Below are 1,928 nucleotides of genomic sequence, written 5' to 3' on the forward strand. Positions count from 1 at the left end.
AAAAAACTATTCAAAACTTGCTCCTTCTTTTCTCAGATCCAACTATTTTGATACTAAAACCAACAGTAGTGAATTAGAATAATGATTTAATACTTGCTAAGACAGTAAGTACACCTACAATAATAACAAATACGTTACTCATTTTCCCTTTGTATTTAGCTAGTACTGGAACTTTTTGAATCGCATACATCGGTAATAGACATAAGATAGCAGCAACTAATGGACCGCTTAGAGAATCAATAAGTCCAAGAATACTTGGATTTGTATAAGCAACAAACCAGCATGATAATACAACAAAAGTAAGGATTATTGTCTTAATTGTTTTTTCTTCAATATCTTTTCCACGTGATTTACCGAACTTAATAATCATGTCACGCATTACTTCAAATGCTCCGATATAATGGCCAAGGAAAGACTTTGTAATAGCCACAAAAGCAATAATTGGAGCTGCAATAGTGATTACAGGCGAATTAAGCTCATTAGCAAGATATGAAAGAATTGATAAGTTTTGTTCTTTTGCCATTTTTATATCATCTGGAGTCAAGCTCAATGCGCTACTCCAAACGAAGAACATAACAACAGCGAATGTCATGATATAACAAACCTTTTGTATTTGCGCACATTTAGCATCAGTGGCTTCGATTCCATACGTAGCTCTCTGTTTCACAACAAATGATGAAATCATAGGTGAATGATTAAATGAGAATACGATGATTGGTAGAATCATCAATATCGTTCCAAAATAGCCTGTTCCTGTTGAAGCAGTTGAAACAGCTGAAAAACTAAGCATTGACGTATTCCACTGTGGAATTAAAGATATTGCGATAAAAAGTAGAGAAACTATGAAAGGATACACTAACATACTCATTACCTTTACAGTAATATCTTGACCAAAATTCAGTATAGCGATAAGACCAAGAACTAATACAAGTGATAAAATAGCTCTTGGAGGTTCTGGCATGTGCAATTGATGCACGATAAAACTACTTGCAGTGTTTGTAAGCGCAACCGAATACATTAGTACGATTGTATAAATTGAACCGAAATATACGATGTTAAAAATGATACTCGCTTTATTTCCGAAATACTCTCTAATTGTACCTGTGATCCCCTCATCAGCAGAATTAGAAGCGTATATCATTTTAGCAAGCGCCCTATGTGAGTAGTACATAACTGGATATGCAAGTAATGTAATTAGTAGTAAAGATAATAAACCACCTGAACCTGCATTAATCGGTAAAAAGAGCACCCCTGCTCCAATTGCAGTTCCAAATAGACTGAGTGCCCATGTAGTATCCTGCTTATGCCACTTTTTCGGATCTGCATATTGCTCATTTTTTCGTGCGGTATTTTCAGCTTGAACTTCTATTTTCTTTGCAGTATTCCCGTTCATATAATAACTCCCCCTTGTATCTATTCCTGCATCTCTCTTTGCACCTAACAAATATTCCCTTTCTGGAAAATGAATTCCTTACAAGTTGCCCCACATTGTATGTCCTTCATCATAATGAATCCAAATTGAAACATTCGCTAATTAGCGTCCTAATATAATTGTTAGCGTTCACAAAAAAGTTTACTCGTAATATCCGCTCTTTATATAAAGACCCCTTAAGAGAACAATATAGAATAGACTTCATAAATACGTTGCAACATTTCTAATAACAGTGTATTACTTTAATGGTTTCTCTTTTTTACTTTTAACAGTAATTTTAGCTAAACCGGCCTCTCTTCATTTGCGAGGCGTTTCTTTCTCAATTCTATACATTACTTTCATAACTTCGGTAGCACTGATGATATTGCTTACACAAGCCACTGAAGCACATTACATACATTTCGCCTCTAATCACACACCTTTCTTACTAATAATCGCATTTTTTATATTTTCTCCAGAGATAATAAAATTTCTCTCGACGCCCTCATTATAACGT

The 1,928-nt window shown here is 34.5% G+C and carries 1 protein-coding gene; it reads right to left on the reverse strand.

Going from position 1 to position 1,928, the window contains the following annotated elements; genetic code table 11:
• Positions 1–73: 73 nt before the first annotated feature.
• Complete coding sequence (locus tag ACQGSG_RS28685) at positions 74–1,393, reverse strand: aromatic amino acid transport family protein (protein WP_001014189.1); 1,320 nt, start codon at positions 1,391–1,393, stop codon at positions 74–76.
• Positions 1,394–1,928: the final 535 nt, after the last annotated feature.

This window comes from Bacillus sp. GMa5/1, assembly GCF_050172015.1.
Taxonomy (GTDB): Bacteria; Bacillota; Bacilli; order Bacillales; family Bacillaceae_G; genus Bacillus_A; species Bacillus_A cereus.

What these genes read in the sequence shown, in the direction of transcription:
- ACQGSG_RS28685 (WP_001014189.1), bottom strand. Translation starts at nt 1,393, where the DNA reads ATGAACGGGAATACTGCAAAGAAAATAGAAGTTCAAGCTGAAAATACC.